The following is a 12,098-nucleotide window of genomic DNA, read 5'->3' as shown; positions in this document are numbered from 1 at the left end:
ACAACAACCTACTCTGTGCCTTCCTCTAGTCCCAATCCCTCTGCAGCATCTGGCAGCACTTCCACGCCGCGTAGCTTGCGCTGGATGGCGCGGGTACGAACACCCACCACACCTTCAAGGTCGTTGAGGCCGCGCTGAATATTGGTTTGTGCTTTTTCCAGCAGGCCGCCAAACTGTTCAAATTCCTTTTTTACACCGGCCAGTACCGTCCACACTTCGCCGCTGCGTTTTTGAATGGCCAGCGTTCTAAAGCCCATTTGCAACGAGTTTAAAATCACTGCCAGCGTGGTAGGCCCGGTAATTACCACATTGCAGGTGCGCTGCACTTCTTCCAGCAGGCTGGCCTTGCGCACCACCTCGGCAAACAGGCCTTCAAAAGGCAGAAATAAGATGCCGAAGTTGGTGGTGTTGGGCGTGTCGATGTATTTTTCGCAAATGTCTTTGGCCATTTTTTTGATCACGTTTTCCAGCGCTTTTTGCGCTGCTTCAATCTGCGCATGATCGCCAACGTCATAGGCATCCTGCAGTTGCTCATAGGCATCTTTCGGAAACTTGGCATCAATAGGCAGCCACACATAGTTGCGGTCGCCGTCCTTGTTCGGAAAACGAATGGCAAATTCCACCCGCTCTGCACTGCCCGGTTTGGTGGCCACGTTGGCGGCGTATTGCTCCGGCGCCAGGATGTTTTCCAGCAGCATTTCCAGCTGCACCTCGCCAAAGCCGCCACGCATTTTCACATTGCTCAATACCTTTTTCAATCCACCCACATCCTGCGCCAAGTGCTGCATTTCACCGAGGCCTTTTTGCACACTTTCCAGTTGGCGGCCCACTTGCTCAAACGAATGACCCAGCCGTTCATGCAGGGTTTTCTGCAGCTTTTCTTCTACCGTTTCGCGGATGTGTTCCAGCTTTTGGGCAGTATGCTGCACCAGCTCTTGCTGTTCGCGTTGCAGGTGCTCAAACTTTTCGCGTTGCAGGTTATTCATCCGGTCTACGCCGTCGGTAAATGTTTGGTTGAACCCTTTAAACGATGTTTCCAAAGTTTGCCGCATCAGGTGGGCATCGGCGCGGGCCTGCTCGTTTACGGCGGTCAGTTTTTCCTCTACTTTTTGCGCCATGCGCTCCAGCTGAAAAAGGGTGCGGTCTGCGCCTTCCTGCTGGCTGGTGGTAAAAGTTTCGAGCCGGGCGTTTTGCTCGGTGCCAAACAGGCGCAGGCTTTGTGCCAGCTCGGTGCGGCTGTGGCGGCCCGTTTCTGCAATGCGGTCCAGCAGCAGGTCAATTTGTTCTTCCAGCGTGGCGTGGATGCCTGCCATGGCCGTGCGGTTGCCTTCGGTAATGAGGCCCAGCGTGTGGGTCAGTTCGGTGCGCAGCCCTTGTATGGAAGCCGCCAGCTCGGTACGGGTGTCGCGGGCAGCGGCAGCCATTTCTGCACGGTTATCGCGCAGGTCGGTATGTAGCGATTGGGTAAGCTTGTCCAGCCGGTCCGACAGTGCGTCGAAGCGGGCATTGAGCGATTCAACGCCGCCATTTTGCCGGGGCCGGAAAACAATGATCAGCACAATGGCCAGCGAAACCAAAACACAAAGCAAGAGCAGCAGCGGGTCCATAAGCGGGATGTTTTTGCTAATATTTTTTGCAAAATACGCATGCTCATCCAAACGGCTGCATCCCCTTTTTGTTGCGCCGCGGAGCAAACAGCATACTGCCGCGGCTTATTTTACCACAAACAAAAAAACAGGGTGCATCACCGCCGCGCAAATGGTGGTTCCTAAACCAAAATCCGGCCTTTATCATGCCAAAGGGGCTGTTCATCCTTTTCCGCATTTGTGGCGCCGCTATAGTTGCCACATTTACGCCATGAAAAATGTGCTCACCCTTATTGCCATACTTTTTACCACTGCCGTCCTGGCCCAGGAAAAGTTGCATATTACCGGCACGGTGCATGGCGCTGGCAACCCGTTACCCGCAGCATCGGTGTCGCTGCTGCAGGCCACCGACTCGTCGCTGGTAAAGCTTTCGGTAACCGATAAGGAAGGCCGTTTCGAATTTGCCGCAATGCCGGCAGGCAAGTACCTCATCATGGCCACTTCGGTGGGTTTTGCACCGGCCTATGTAGCGGCCGAAATGGGCAAGGCAGCTGTGCTGCGGCTGGAAGCCGTTGCTGCCGCCATGAGCGGGGTAACCGTGCAGGCACGCAAACCCATGGTGGAAACAAAGCTGGATAAAATGGTGGTGAACGTAGATGCATCGCCCACCAACGCCGGCGCCAATGCACTGGAGCTGCTCGAGAAGTCGCCGGGCATTTCGGTGGACCGCGATGGCAACATCAGCCTCAAAGGCAAGCAGGGCGTGGTTGTGCTGATGGATGGCAAGCAAACATACCTCAGTGCACAGGAGCTGGCCAACCTGCTGCGCAGCATGCCCGCCAGCCAACTGGAGCAGGTAGAGATCATGACGCAGCCTTCGGCTAAATACGACGCGGCAGGCAACGCCGGCGTTATTAACCTGCGTACCAAAAAGAACAAGCAAACCGGTTTCAACGGCAACATCAGCCTCAGTTATGTGCAGGGCGATTATCCCAAAGCACCCAACTCGTTTGGCTTTAATTACCGCAAGGGGAAAATAAATGTATTTACCAACGGTGGCTACTCGCTGTGGCAGGGTGTGAACACACAATCCTTGGTGCGCCGGTTTCATGGCGCCGGTGGCACTTCAGTGTTCGACCAGATTGGTTTTGATAAAAATACCAGCCACAACTACAATGCACGGGTAGGTATCGATTATTCGGTTGATAAAAACACCACGGTTGGTTTTGTAGCCGGTGGCCGCATCAACAAAAACGAAGGATTTAATACCAGCGACGGCCGCCTGTTTCAACTGGGCAGCAACGCAACCGACTCGAGCATTACGGCGCTGGGCTGGGACAATAGCACCTGGAACAACCTGACCCTGAACGGCAACTTTCGGCGGGTGCTGAACAGTGCCGGCCGCGAAATCACTGCCGACCTGGACTACATTAGTTATGTTTCCAAACTCGACCTGATGGTAGACAACCGCTCACAGTACCCCAACAAGCCCGAAGCGGTGTACCTGCTGCGCGGCAACCTGCCTTCCAATATTTCTATCTACAGCGCCAAGGTTGATTATGTGCACCCGCTGAGCAAGGAAACCAAGCTGGAAGCAGGCCTTAAATCGAGCACCGTTAACACCGATAACAACGCACCATACGAAACCTACGAGGCTGGCTCGGGCAAGTGGGTGGATGATGTACGTAAAGATCATTTTGCATTCCGCGAACAGATCAGTGCCGGTTATGTAAACTTCAGCACACAGTTAAAAAAATGGGGTTTCCAGGCAGGCCTCCGCGGCGAACACACCGCCAACAAAGGCACGCAAAAGCTGTTGAAAAAAAGCATTTCGCGCAGCTATTTCCAGTTGTTTCCCACGGCGTATATTTCATATGCAATGAACGAACAAAACTCATTTGGCCTCAACTACGGCCGCCGCGTGGAGCGCCCCAACTATGCCGACTTGAACCCATTCCAGCGCTTTTTGGACCTCTATACTTTTAACCAGGGCAACCCTTACCTTACGCCACAGTTTACCCACAATATTGAGTTGAGCCATGTATATAAAAGCAAGCTCAATACAACGCTGAACTATACCTACACCACCGATATCATCAACGATATTTTAAAGCAAAACGATGTTACAAAAGTTACGTTCCAGACCAAGGAAAACGTGGCCACACGCCGCAACATTGGCGCTGCCGTAAGCTATAATGCACCGCTTACCAAGTGGTGGACCACCAGCCTGTATGGCAACGTGTACAACAGCCTGTACAAGGGTTTGGTGAACAACGTATCGCTGCAAACCGACATCACTACTTTTTCGTTCAACGCCAACCAGCAGTTTCGTTTTGCCAACACCTGGGGTGCCGAAGTGAGTGGTTTTTACCAAAGCAAATCGTTAGCCACCAGCATGTTTGTTATTCAGCCGGTGTACGTGGTTTCGTTTGGCGCCAGCAAACAAATACTAAAGAACAAAGGCAGCATCAAGCTGAGTGTGATTGATCCGTTCCGCATTCAAAAAGTAAAAGTGCTGATTAACCACGATAACATCGACATGCAGGTAAACAACCTATGGGACAACCGCCGCGTGGGCCTCACGTTTACTTACCGGTTTAGCAAAGGCGAGAACGTGCAACAAAGCCGCCGCAGCGGCGGTGCGCAGGAAGAACAGAACAGGGTAGGACAGTAAACAATTTTATTGGGCTTGCTGTAACAACAATCATTCAAAAGTTACCTGAATTTACGTTACTGGGGATGAATAAGGGTTATATTATGCGCTGAGTATGAAAAGCGAACCATGCTTGCAGTAAAGGCGGTGAGCTAAAGGGTGTGGTAACTCGAACTCTTCTTATGCTGCCCAACTCCTGATTTGAAAAAGGAAGTAAAGTAATCAAGCCGGAGCATCGAAGGTATAAAACAGATCTGCACCCGATACTCAGCGGTATTGTCCATCTTTTAATGTACAGTTATAAATGGGAGTGACTTCCATCGATTTAGAGACCTTTCAAGACGGTATGGTACTACTTCAACAAACTTTCTATACAGGCGTGTAGTTTAAGTGTAGCACAATGGCTTCCAAATCCATTAGTAGGGGTTCGAATCCGCTCATGATTGCACAGTAAAAAGCCCCAGGAGCAATCCATGGGGCTTTGGTTTTAAAGCAGATGCGCCAGAAATATGACTAACGTAGAGGCTAAGGAAATGCCTAGGAGCAACTTTCGAGCTTTGGGCAGGGGGTCGCTTCGCTTGGCGAAAGAAAGACCTAAAATAGCCGCCCCTGCGACCACGCAGGCGATCCACGCAGCAGTGCTCCAGGAAGTATCCATACGGCGCAGCGATCCGCCCAAGATTACAATGATCAGGGCGAGTGCAGGCAGTGCTTTGTAGTTTATATTTTTCATAGTGAGTTAGTTTCTGCATTCACTATAATCCATGTTGCAAATGGCGCTTTCGCTCAGCTGCCAAGTAATGGCTGCCCCGTGGCAGGCAATGCCACCGATAATGGTCAGGTCCAAGGCAGTGCAGCCCAAGTGCATTAGGGTTGCCTCCGCAGCGGTGGAAACAAGGCATGCCGTGCGACGCTGTTCACACCTTCCGGAGATATTGCTGATGCCGGCCTCCTGGAGCCATAGAGCTTTAGCTCCTTAAAGGTACTGACAACAGCTGAAAGTTGTGCACCGCGGCTGTGGCCTTCCCAGCGGTAGCGTTCGTGGACATACCGCACATTTTCACCCTGCTGGGTCACGGCTTCCTCGTAGGCCTGCTGCGAGGGGAACCCGTAATGGGCGGTGCCTGCGGCAGCTGCCTTGAATGCAGCATGGTTGAACTGGATAAGGGCCTGGAAACGGGTGTCCTTGGAGATCTCTTCTAGGCAGGGTAGAGTGTTTTCCTTCTGACAGCCTGCAAGTAGCAGCGCCACCATCAAAATCAATGAAATACGCATGTTGTTTTGGTTTTAAGACATGAATATATTTTACAAATATTTAATATGCAACAGCTGAGTTCAAAAAAAGAGAAATTATGACAGCTCACTAGTGTTGCGTTATAGTTAGAACATTTTCAACTGGTTATGTTGTTGGTTTCTGGTTTTATGTAGATGGCTGTAGTTGAAAAGCTCTGCTATGGGTACTTTTTCCATGGCAGAAAGACTGATAACCTGCAACATCTCATACAAGGAATGTGTAATTGAAAAGCGCTTTTTTGCAATAGCCACCACTGCATACACCGCAAGTGCATTCCACAATTGAATCTTCACCGCATTCTCGCTTTGCCCAAAAAAGGATTTTACTTTCAGGTGCTGCTTTATCCACTTGAAAAATAACTCTATCTGCCAACGCTCCTTGTACAACCGGGCTATGGTTAATGCAGGCAATTCCATGTTGTTGGTTAAGAACAGCAATGTCTTTTCCTGCTCTTTATCCCAGTACTTGACCAAACGCAATTTGATTGGGTAGTGGCGTGCCGCATAGTAGTTGTTCAGCAGGATGGCCTGGTCGAAGCGTACACCAGCCTCCTTGTCCTTAGCGTAAGAGTACACACGGCGGTAGTTCATGTTGTCCTTGGCACGGGTAACAAAGAAAGCCCCTGAGGTGTGGATGCGGTAAATCCGCTTGTAGTCTATGTATCCGCGGTCCACGATGTAAAAACTGCCCGCTTCATAGTGAAGCATATCCATTAGGTGTACTTCATGTACGCAGGCATTGGTGATGAGCACAAAGTGGGGCAGTCCATGGTGCAGGTCCAGTTGTGTATGCAGTTTGATGCCTGCTTTTGTTGAGCGGAAATGAGCCCACCAGAAAGTACTCAGGCATAGGTCTATGGTAGTGGCATCAAGAGCGAAGATGTCTGCTTTGATACCCGAGATGTCGCCCGGAGTGTTGTGATAAAGTGTCCTTGCCTGCTGCAGCAAATCCAAAGCAATTTCTTCAAAGATTGCAGAAGGCCGGTTTTCATTGGCACGGGTGAGGGTGGAAAGTGCAACAGCTTCGCCCAGGCCCAGATGATAACGCTTGGCGTGGTTTGCCTTAAGACAAAGCATCGCATCGCGCAGCGATTCCCGCTGGGTGAGTTGTGCAAATGCGAGGTGCAGAAACTGGTGCCAGCAGGTAAACTCCCGAACCTTATAATCGCCTTTATGGTGTGCGACAATGGATTGGAACTTTTTGTAGGAAATCAGGGCCATGAGCTGGGAAAAGACATACTTACCAGAATTCATAACCGATGATAGTCAATCGGTTAGATTTAGGCAGCTATCCAGTGATTTCAAATCGTTTTCACAAGCAGAAACGCTGAAACGCTTAACCAGTAAAGGTTTTAGCATTTTGTGATAAAGCTAAACGCAACACTAGTGATGACAGCTCATTTCATAGATCGCTGAAAATTCCTAAAAGTTCTGCTTATTAATTTTATTTAAGCGTAAAATCAAAATAGATCGGCAGCAATATGGGTATTTGTGAAATGAACCCTAACATCATAGATCCGGATAAACTCTCATTTATTTGCGGCCATGTTTGGAAAAAATGAGCGCCATCGTTTTGGGATCAAGTGCATCCATATCTACCAGCTTCAGTGATTTGACCATTTGCTGCGTGCCGGTTTTATATTTTTGAAAATGCGGTGTTCGCAGGTGTGCTTCGTATGCTTCGCGGCTGGCATATATTTCCAGAATGCGCACTTGCGTTGGCGCTCCTTTTTGAAACATCGGGTAGATGCAAATAACGCCCCGCTCCAGTTGTATCGATGCGCGGGCTTCTTCTTCTAAAAAGGTTTTGTAGGCTTCCAGATGGTTGGCGTGCACTTCTATTTCGGCTATGCGAACCATCATGCCCGGATTTTGCGCAAGTGTAATACTGCTGCTTAAAATGGCCAACAGGATTGTGATGCAGAATTTCATGTTTTAAAATTAGCCTTTCCGCACTCATGCCGCTGGTACATCTTTTTCGAAGCAAAATGCAGTAGCGGCGCGGTTACATTTATTCGCGGCATTCAGTTGCACAAGCAAATTGGTACGTTTTTCTGATAGCTTTATACAACAGCCGTTGCGCCCAGCCGGTGGCCCGTTTATTTATGCTATGTTCAAAATTCTGATCACGTTTTATATGACCCTTTTGCAGGCAATGCACACCAACGGCCAGATTCCACCGGAGCTTTCGATATTTGGGCACAACAAAAAAATACCCGGATCCATTGAACGAAACGTGCTTATTGCGCTGTCGCATTTTCCTGAATTAAAGCATGTCCGCATCGACTTCCGGTTCAAACGCAACCTCAATAAATCGGTGATGCAGGCGCAGCCGGTGCCGGCCACGCTGCTGCAGCGCCGCGGCAAGCGCCGCTACCGCATCAACATCAGCACCGAGTTTAAATTGATCAATGCACGCCTTTCTATTTTGGATATTCCCGACCAGGTGCTGATTGGCTGGATTGGGCACGAACTGGGACATATACTCGATTACGAAGGCCGCAGCAATGCGCAGCTGGTGGCTTTTGGTTATCGGTATTACCTGTTTCCCGATTTTATAAAAAAAGCGGAACGCACCGCCGACACGCTGGCCGTGGTACGTGGGCTGGGCCACCACATTATTGCCACCAAGCGTTTTATACTCGATCATGCCTCGCTGCCGCAGGCTTATAAAGACAAGATTTCACGGCTGTACCTGTCGCCGGATGTGATTTTGGAACAGGTGCAAAAGCTGGAAGAAAAAGCTGCTGACGAAAAAGACGATTAGCCGTTCTGCTGGTGTTCAAACCGAGTATGTTTTACTGCCATAACAAACTTCTAGTGGGATCTACCTTTTTGCTTCTCCAAAAACAGAGGCGCGACCGAAAATCAATCAGCGTTTGATTTTCGGTCGCGCCTTATTAAACTCAAAAGGCATTGCAGTCAACACTAACGCATTTTTGTGCAATAATTATTTGTTCAAAATTATTTTACCCCAACGCAATATCCATCACTTATCTCTTGTCTTTCAACTACCAACTACCAACTACCAACTACCAACTACCAACTACCAACTCCTCAATCATCCACCGCCTGGCCTACCAGCATGCGGAACCTGCCGCCGGTCTGGTCGCCGGTGGGGCCTTGTGTTTGTTTCATTAAAATGCCGATGATCTTTTCTTTGGGATCGGCAAAATATTGTGTGTTGAAATATCCGGCCCAATCAAACGTACCCACACTGCCTTGCCCGCCGGCGTTCTGGCCCGTTTCGTTGAGCACACCAAAGGCAAGTCCATAGTGGCGGTTCGGATCGTTAAACAGGTTTTTGACCTGGTTGCCCATCATGCTTTGAATGGTGGTGCGGCTGAGGATGCGGGTGCCATTCAGTTCGCCGCCATTGAGGTACATCTGTAAAAAAGTAGCGTAATCTTTTGCCGTGCTGCTCAGCCCGGCACCGCCGGAAAAGAAAGTGCGGGCACCGGTTGCAGGGTAATTAGGATCGTAAAAAGTAGTGGGGTAGGGCACCCATTTGCCGCCTTCCTTTTTTTGCACCGTTACCAGCCGGGCGGTTTTTTGCTGCGGCAGGTAAAACCAGGTGTCGTGCATGCCCAGCGGCTCAAACAGGTGGCGGCGCAGGTATTGGTCAAACGGTTCGCCGGAAACAATTTCGATTAAATAACCCAGCACATCCAGGCCTTCGCTGTACGTATATTTTTCGCCGGGGTTGTGGTGCAGCGGCAATGCAGCCAGGCGTTTTACGCTTTCGCCAATGCTGATGTTTTCGGTGGTAAACAGGTCCATCACACCCGCTTTTTGATAGATCATTTTCATCCGTTCATCGCCATCAATCATGCCGTAGCCCAGCCCCGATGTGTGGGTAAGCAGGTGGCGGATGGTAATTTCCCTGGCTGCCGGCACCGCGGTAAAACTGGTATCGGCATAGCGAAAGTTTTGCAACACCCGCGGGTTTTTAAATTCAGGAATGTACCGCGAAATGGGATCGTCGAGGCCAAATTTGCCCTGCTCCCACAACATCATCACCGCGGTGGCCGTAATGGCTTTTGTTTGCGAAGCAATGCGGAAAATAGCGTCCTGTTTCATGGCTTCGCCCCGTTCGTTGTTGGCCATGCCAAATGCTTTGTGGTACACAATTTTACCATTGCGGGCCACCAGCGCCACGGCTCCCGGAATTTGCGCCTGTGCCACTGCGCCGCGAAGCAGGCTGTCGATGCGGGCCAGCCGCTCGGGCGACATGCCTACCGTTTCGGGCAATGCTTCGGAAAGGGGCGGCGATTTGCGGGCAGAGCCTGTTTGTGCTCCAGCAGTAATTACTATGGCAAGGGCAATGGCAGTGAACCTGTATTTCATTGTTGTAGCTAAAAGGTTTTGGTTGTATCCAATAGCTTTTAAATATAAGATGAAGCAGGCTAAAGAAAGCTGCGGCCTTTTATTTACCGTAAAAAAATTAGCCATAAAAAAACCGCTGCATGCAAGTGGCAGCAGCGGTTTAATGAGTTGTGTTATTTGTAAAAGGGGCTTACACTTTTTCCATGGTGTTGTTGTAAATCTTTTCCACCATGTCGCTATATTTTTCCATCACCACCTTGCGTTTTAAGGATAGCTTGGGCGTCATTTCGCCGCCTTCAATGCTCCATTCCTGCGGCAGCAGTTCAAAACGTTTTACCTGCTCCACCTGGCTGAAATAAGTGTTGTAACTATCCACCAGCCCGCGGTATAGCTCCTGCACTTTGCCTTGTTTGATCAGGGCATCGTTGGGTGCATCGGGCACGCCGTGCTGGCGGCACCAGTTGCGCAGGTTGGCAAACGAAGGCACAATGAGTGCACCCACAAATTTGCGGTCGGAGCCCAGCACCATTACCTGCTCAATAAAAGGCGATTCTTTCAGTTTGTTTTCGATGGGCAGCGGCGCCACATACTTGCCGCCGCTGGTTTTGAACAGTTCTTTTTTGCGGTCGGTGATTTTTAAAAAATTATCCGCCGATAGTTCGCCAATATCACCGGTGAGGAACCAGCCGTCCTGTATGGCTTCGGCCGTGAGGTCGGGGCGTTTGTAATAACCCATCATCACGTTGGGCCCCTTGGTGAGTATTTCGCCATCTTCGGCAATGCGCACTTCCACGCCATCAAGTATTGGCCCCACGGTGCCAAAGCGGCGGCCCGTTTCTTCGTATTTGTTTACCGCAATTACCGGTGAAGTTTCGGTAAGACCATAGCCTTCCATGATGGGGATTTGCGCCGCTGTAAAAATGCGGATGAGCCGCACCTGGCAGGCTGCACCACCGGTAACGATGCATTTAAGCTGTCCGCCCAGTCCTTCGCGCCATTTGCTAAACACGATCTTGTTGGCCAGCGCCAGCTGCACGCGGTACAAAATATCCTGGTCCTTATTGATCTCGAATTTAGTGGCCAGTTCATGCGCCCAGTCAAACAATTTCTTTTTAATGCCGGTTTGCTCGGCGCCTTTCTGCATGATCTTGTCGTATACTTTTTCCAGCAGGCGCGGCACCGTGGTAAACATATGCGGCTGCACTTCCTTCAGGTTGTCGCCAATGGTTTCAAGGCTTTCGGCGTAGTAGATGCTGGTTTGCTCAAACAGGTACACATAGGTGACCATGCGTTCGAAAATATGATTGAGGGGCAAAAAGCTCAGCGAACGCATTTCCTCGCCGGGCGGAAATACAGACATGCTGGACAGCACGTTGCTCAATATGTTGTGGTGCGACAGCATCACGCCTTTGGGTGTGCTGGTGGTGCCCGATGTGTAGATGATGGTGAGCAGGTCTTCGGTGTTGATGCGCTCCTGCGCCGTGGTCATTTGCTGGTAATGCTCCTGTGTGCCCAGCGGCAGCAGTTCTTTCCAGTGGCGGCAACCTTGTACGGGTTCAAACGAAAAAACATGCTGCACCGAAGGTACTTTAGGCAGCACCAGTTGCACTTTTTGAAACAGGTCGTCGTCGTTTACAAACACCATTTTTACCTGTGCATCGTTGAGCACAAAAGCCAGGTCGTTTACATGCACGGTAGGATAAACAGGCACCAGCACGGCGCCAATTTTTTGCACGGCCAGGTCCAGGAACACCCACTCGGGGCGGTTTTTGGAAAGGATGGCAATTTTATCGCGGCCCTCCACCGTCATATCGTTGGCCGAAATGCCGCTGGCCAAAAGGCCCGTGGCCAGCTGTTCTACAATGGTGATGACTTCGGCAGTAGGGTACTTGCGCCACTCGCCACCTTCTTTAGCTGCCAGCATGGCCGGCAGGCCGCCTGTTTTCATTTGTTCTTCAAGGCAGTCAAACAACCTGCGTGGCTTGCTCATAATAAGTAAGTTTTTAATGTTGGCAACAATCGTTTCCCGAATTTAAGTTTTAGCCCCGAATGGACAAAGATGGTGGTTCAGAGGGAAATGATAAATCTTAGTTGGTGCGTTATTGATTCATAATCCGATTGAGGAAATCCGAAATGGAAAATTCGAAATCCGAAATCTAGGATGTGCGATGCCGCACTGTTGGATGATGTGTTGTTTGGGAAACTGCTTTGTAGTAATTATAAGTTCGCTGCCCGTCATT

General features: G+C 50.2%; 9 protein-coding genes. 2 read left to right on the top strand and 7 right to left on the bottom strand.

What is annotated here, in order from left to right; all coding sequences use genetic code 11:
• Nucleotides 1-8: 8 nt before the first annotated feature.
• The gene (locus tag DRJ53_RS18190) at nt 9-1,607 is read right to left on the bottom strand and encodes a DNA recombination protein RmuC (protein ID WP_206609823.1); all 1,599 of its coding nucleotides are present in this window, start codon (nt 1,605-1,607) and stop codon (nt 9-11) included.
• Between the two features lie 250 nt (nt 1,608-1,857).
• Between DRJ53_RS18190 and DRJ53_RS18185 the strand changes: the two genes are divergently transcribed.
• Nucleotides 1,858-4,260, top strand: coding sequence for an outer membrane beta-barrel protein (locus DRJ53_RS18185; protein WP_162303920.1), 2,403 nt, complete (start codon nt 1,858-1,860; stop codon nt 4,258-4,260).
• 466 nt (nt 4,261-4,726) lie between these two features.
• On the opposite strand, the gene DRJ53_RS21165 is transcribed toward DRJ53_RS18185, so the two are convergent.
• The 4 genes from DRJ53_RS21165 to DRJ53_RS18165 form a co-directional block, all read right to left on the bottom strand.
• A complete protein-coding gene (locus tag DRJ53_RS21165) occupies nt 4,727-4,972 on the bottom strand; it encodes a hypothetical protein (protein WP_123893686.1) in 246 nt (81 codons plus the stop codon).
• Nucleotides 4,973-5,106: 134 nt separating this feature from the next.
• The gene (locus tag DRJ53_RS18175; protein WP_114237086.1) at nt 5,107-5,514 is read right to left on the bottom strand and encodes a hypothetical protein; all 408 of its coding nucleotides are present in this window, start codon (nt 5,512-5,514) and stop codon (nt 5,107-5,109) included.
• 105 nt (nt 5,515-5,619) lie between these two features.
• Nucleotides 5,620-6,786, bottom strand: coding sequence for an IS4 family transposase (locus DRJ53_RS18170; RefSeq protein ID WP_114237085.1), 1,167 nt, complete (start codon nt 6,784-6,786; stop codon nt 5,620-5,622).
• Nucleotides 6,787-7,065: 279 nt separating this feature from the next.
• The gene (locus DRJ53_RS18165; RefSeq protein ID WP_241558610.1) at nt 7,066-7,464 is read right to left on the bottom strand and encodes a putative quinol monooxygenase; all 399 of its coding nucleotides are present in this window, start codon (nt 7,462-7,464) and stop codon (nt 7,066-7,068) included.
• 178 nt (nt 7,465-7,642) lie between these two features.
• Between DRJ53_RS18165 and DRJ53_RS18160 the strand changes: the two genes are divergently transcribed.
• Entirely contained in the window at nt 7,643-8,299 is a 657-nt protein-coding gene (locus tag DRJ53_RS18160) for a hypothetical protein (RefSeq protein WP_241558608.1), read from the top strand.
• A gap of 290 nt (nt 8,300-8,589) precedes the next feature.
• Here DRJ53_RS18160 and DRJ53_RS18155 read toward each other — a convergent pair whose 3' ends face one another.
• Together DRJ53_RS18155 and DRJ53_RS18150 are read right to left on the bottom strand one after the other, a co-directional pair.
• Nucleotides 8,590-9,879, bottom strand: a complete 1,290-nt coding sequence (locus tag DRJ53_RS18155) for a serine hydrolase domain-containing protein (RefSeq protein ID WP_114237145.1) — start codon at nt 9,877-9,879, stop codon at nt 8,590-8,592.
• Between the two features lie 169 nt (nt 9,880-10,048).
• Nucleotides 10,049-11,848 (bottom strand): AMP-dependent synthetase/ligase, encoded by a 1,800-nt coding sequence (locus DRJ53_RS18150; protein WP_114237084.1) that lies wholly within the window; start codon nt 11,846-11,848, stop codon nt 10,049-10,051.
• Nucleotides 11,849-12,098 lie beyond the last annotated feature (250 nt).

This window comes from Paracnuella aquatica, assembly GCF_003332885.2.
In the GTDB taxonomy this organism is placed as follows: Bacteria; Bacteroidota; Bacteroidia; order Chitinophagales; family Chitinophagaceae; genus Flavisolibacter; species Flavisolibacter aquaticus.
The sequence above is the reverse complement of the archived record's forward strand: the minus strand, read 5'-3'. Positions and strand labels throughout refer to the sequence as shown.

Bases quoted from the DNA above. Each gene is read 5' to 3' on its own strand.
- DRJ53_RS18175 (WP_114237086.1), bottom strand. From the start codon at position 5,514: ATGCGTATTTCATTGATTTTGATGGTGGCGCTGCTACTTGCAGGCTGT.
- DRJ53_RS18190 (WP_206609823.1), bottom strand. From the start codon at position 1,607: ATGGACCCGCTGCTGCTCTTGCTTTGTGTTTTGGTTTCGCTGGCCATT.
- DRJ53_RS18160 (WP_241558608.1), top strand. From the start codon at position 7,643: ATGTTCAAAATTCTGATCACGTTTTATATGACCCTTTTGCAGGCAATG.
- DRJ53_RS18150 (WP_114237084.1), bottom strand. From the start codon at position 11,848: ATGAGCAAGCCACGCAGGTTGTTTGACTGCCTTGAAGAACAAATGAAA.
- DRJ53_RS18165 (WP_241558610.1), bottom strand. From the start codon at position 7,464: ATGAAATTCTGCATCACAATCCTGTTGGCCATTTTAAGCAGCAGTATT.
- DRJ53_RS18170 (WP_114237085.1), bottom strand. From the start codon at position 6,786: ATGAATTCTGGTAAGTATGTCTTTTCCCAGCTCATGGCCCTGATTTCC.
- DRJ53_RS18185 (WP_162303920.1), top strand. From the start codon at position 1,858: ATGAAAAATGTGCTCACCCTTATTGCCATACTTTTTACCACTGCCGTC.
- DRJ53_RS21165 (WP_123893686.1), bottom strand. From the start codon at position 4,972: ATGAAAAATATAAACTACAAAGCACTGCCTGCACTCGCCCTGATCATT.
- DRJ53_RS18155 (WP_114237145.1), bottom strand. From the start codon at position 9,879: ATGAAATACAGGTTCACTGCCATTGCCCTTGCCATAGTAATTACTGCT.